4 protein-coding genes are annotated in these 2,912 nt (G+C 68.1%); 1 reads left to right on the top strand and 3 read right to left on the bottom strand.

The annotated features are described in order from the left end of the window. Positions 1-523, top strand: a 523-nt coding sequence (gene metW / locus FV222_RS21895) for a methionine biosynthesis protein MetW (protein ID WP_147815630.1), incomplete at its 5' end; no start/stop codon positions are given. 90 nt (positions 524-613) lie between these two features. On the opposite strand, the gene FV222_RS21890 is transcribed toward metW, so the two are convergent. The 3 genes from FV222_RS21890 to FV222_RS21880 all read right to left on the bottom strand — a co-directional run bounded on the left by FV222_RS21890 (position 614) and on the right by FV222_RS21880 (position 2,649). Continuing rightward, positions 614-1,069, bottom strand: a complete 456-nt coding sequence (locus FV222_RS21890) for an RES domain-containing protein (RefSeq protein ID WP_147762627.1) — start codon at positions 1,067-1,069, stop codon at positions 614-616. A gap of 26 nt (positions 1,070-1,095) precedes the next feature. Beyond that, positions 1,096-1,464, bottom strand: coding sequence for an antitoxin Xre/MbcA/ParS toxin-binding domain-containing protein (locus tag FV222_RS21885; RefSeq protein ID WP_147762626.1), 369 nt, complete (start codon positions 1,462-1,464; stop codon positions 1,096-1,098). A 180-nt stretch (positions 1,465-1,644) separates the two neighbouring features. After that, positions 1,645-2,649, bottom strand: coding sequence for an alpha/beta fold hydrolase (locus tag FV222_RS21880; RefSeq protein WP_147762625.1), 1,005 nt, complete (start codon positions 2,647-2,649; stop codon positions 1,645-1,647). Positions 2,650-2,912: the final 263 nt, after the last annotated feature.

Here is a 2,912-nt window from a genome sequence, read left to right as displayed (position 1 = left end):
GCTGCGCGACCGCCGCGGCGTCGACGGGCGCGGCATCGAGCTGTCGCGCGAGGGCGTGAACGCCTGCCTCGCCCGCGGCCTGCCGGTGATCCAGGGCGACGCCGACACGGATCTGGAAAACTACCCCGACGACGCGTTCGACGTGGTGGTCCTGTCCCAGACCATCCAGGCGACGCGCAACCCGCGCATCGTGCTGGAGCACCTGCTGCGCATCGGCCGGCAGGTGGTGATCTCGTTCCCGAACTTCGGGCATTGGCGGGTGCGGGCGGAGCTCGCCTTCCGCGGGCGGATGCCGATCACCAAGATCCTGCCTGAGGCCTGGTACGAGACCCCGAACATCCACCACTGCACCATGCGCGACTTCGTGGAGCTGTGCCACGCGGTCGACGCCCACATCGAGAAGGCGGCGGCGCTCGACGCCCGCGGCCGCCCGATGCGCTTTTCGATGCCGTGGTGGTTCTGGAACCTGATCGGCGCGCAGGGGGTGTTTTTGCTGCGGCGGGGTTCGCCCGGCAGAAGGTGAGCGGATGCAGGATGCCGGGTCCGCCGATCCTTGATCCTTCGGGTCGGCGGCCCGTCCACGGAGACCCGACATCCCGTGGTTGAGCGCAGATCAACGCGATGGAAACATACGTTGATCCCACCAGACCGGGCGATGTAGGCTGTATGCGATCCGATTGAATTCAGCGTGTCGCGGATTGATCAGAATGTTGTTCGCGGCCCGCGCAACCACGCTGGGCACGAAGAGCAGGAGCGAACGCCCCTCGTGGAGCCATTCCTCGCCGTAGGCTTTCGATACCGCACAATCGGGATGATCCCACCCCGGAACGGCCGCCTGGTTCAGCATCTCGTACGATAGGCCGACGAAGAGCGTGATCTCGACGAAGTGTTGGTTCGGCGGTAGCGCACCGCTTCCGTGAACGAGCTTCTCCAGTAGTGCCGTCGCATAGTCTGCGGCGGCGTAGATCATCGGGCTTGCCGGCGTGTTCCAACGTCCGGGAAACAGGCCGGACCCGGTGGCATCGAAGATCGGATGGCTGCCGTCGGGATCACCGATGCGATAGGCCATCTGAACCTGACGGAGCGTCTGCCCCGTCACGCCGCCGAGCCGTATTTAAGGCGCCCGAGCACGGCCTCGACCCGTGGGCCGCCGAACTCCGATTCCAGAACCACGTCGATCGGGGGCCGCCCTTCTAGAAGCGGATGCGGCCGATGCAGGAAGTCGCGGGCCGCGTCATCGTCCTTCCAGACCTCGCAAGCCATCTCCCAGACGCGCGCCACGCGGACGACCTTGGCGCCCTCCAGCGCGGAAAGCGTCGCATCGCCTGTCGATGCGGACCGCCGCCGATGCAGGGTCGCCCGCTTCACCAGATGAAAGGCAAAGGTCCGGTCGTCGGGCGCCACCGCGGTGGCGACGCGGGCGACGGCTCCGATCGGCAGGCCAGCATTGATTCGGGCGACCATTTCGGATTGCGGGATGGCGCCGGAAGCGTACGGCGCGATGCCGAGCAGATCGGCAAGAGCGGACTCCTTTTTTCATCGGATGCTCCGAAACCAGATGAGACCATAACAGGTCTCATTCGAGACTTTTGCCACCCGTAGCGCTTCAGTTTCAGCTACTCGGGGCCGCGCCTCCCAGCGCCCTCAATGCGCATTCAAGAAATCCAGCATCGCCGCGTCGAACCGGTCGGTCGCCTCCATGTGGACGAGATGGCCGATGCCCTCGAACACGATCGCCCGGCCGTTCGGCATCTTCGCCGCCAGCGCCGTCGCGTTGTCGGCGTTGCGGCCCATCTTGGCGGCGAGTTCCGGCGGCGCGAAGGGCTTTCCGGGCGCGTTGTGGTCGGCGCCGCCCATGATGAACAGCGTCGGCATGGGAAGCAGCGGGATCTCGTGCACCACCGGCTGCCCCCAGATCATCGTGTAGGAATTCACGAAGGATTGCAGCCAGCGCGGATACTCGCCAGCCTCCTTCACCCGCTCGCGCACCGCGACGAAGGGCTCGATCGCGGCTTCCGGCAGGGACAGCGCGTAGCTCGTCATCAGCTGCCGGCGGTAGGCGGCCGCCGTCAGCTCGCCCTCGCGCTTGAGCAGGGTCTCGTTGCCGACCGGCGGCACGCTGTATCGGTAATCCTCGAGCCCGATCGGCGCTTCGAGGACGAGGCTGTTGACGCGCGCGGGCGCGTTGCGCGCCAGCCGCACCGCCAGCATCCCGCCCATCGAGTGGGCGACCACGTCGACCCGTGGCAGGTTGAGGCGGTCGAGCAGCGCGACGGTGTCGGCGGCCATCGCGTCGAAGGTGAACGGGCCGACCGGCTTCGAGGACTTGCCGAAGCCGAGCTGGTCCGGCGCCACCACGCGGTAGCCCGCTCCGGTCAGCGCCGCGATGACCGGGGCCCAGTAGCTCGCCGGAAAGTTGCGGCCGTGCAGCAGCAGGGCGGTACGGCCGTTGGCGGCGCCAGTCGGCGCCACGTCCATGTAGGCGAGGCGCTGGGCCTCGCCGTCGCGCGACAGGGCGAGGAAGCGCACCGGATACGGGTAGGCGAACCCTTCCAGCCCGATCCCGAGGGGAGTCGCATCCTGCGCGGCCGCCGCCATCGGCAGCAGGGGCAGCAGGGCGAGCAGGAGAGCTGTGGTCCGTGTCGTCATCGGCATCTCGGGGCGTCCCTCGGATCGAAGCCAAGACCCGATGCCGTGTCGCGAAGGCGGAAAAGCGGCGCATGCGGGAAGGATCGCGCCGCCATGTCACCGGCGCGCTGCTCGATCCTGCGTGAGGCCCCTATGTCCGAAGCGAGGCAGCGGATGCAGGCCGCCGAGGCCGGCGGCGCACAGCGGGGTTTTCGAGGATGAGCGAGACGGCCGGATCGCCCGGACGACGCGAGGCCTGCGGCCCGGAGGACGGCCCGCCCCGT

This window comes from Methylobacterium sp. WL103 (assembly GCF_008039885.1).
Lineage (GTDB): Bacteria > Pseudomonadota > Alphaproteobacteria > Rhizobiales > Beijerinckiaceae > Methylobacterium > Methylobacterium cerastii.
The sequence above is the reverse complement of the archived record's forward strand: the minus strand, read 5'-3'. Positions and strand labels throughout refer to the sequence as shown.

Bases quoted from the DNA above. Each gene is read 5' to 3' on its own strand.
- FV222_RS21890 (WP_147762627.1), bottom strand. From the start codon at position 1,069: ATGGCCTATCGCATCGGTGATCCCGACGGCAGCCATCCGATCTTCGAT.
- FV222_RS21885 (WP_147762626.1), bottom strand. From the start codon at position 1,464: ATGGTCGCCCGAATCAATGCTGGCCTGCCGATCGGAGCCGTCGCCCGC.
- FV222_RS21880 (WP_147762625.1), bottom strand. From the start codon at position 2,649: ATGACGACACGGACCACAGCTCTCCTGCTCGCCCTGCTGCCCCTGCTG.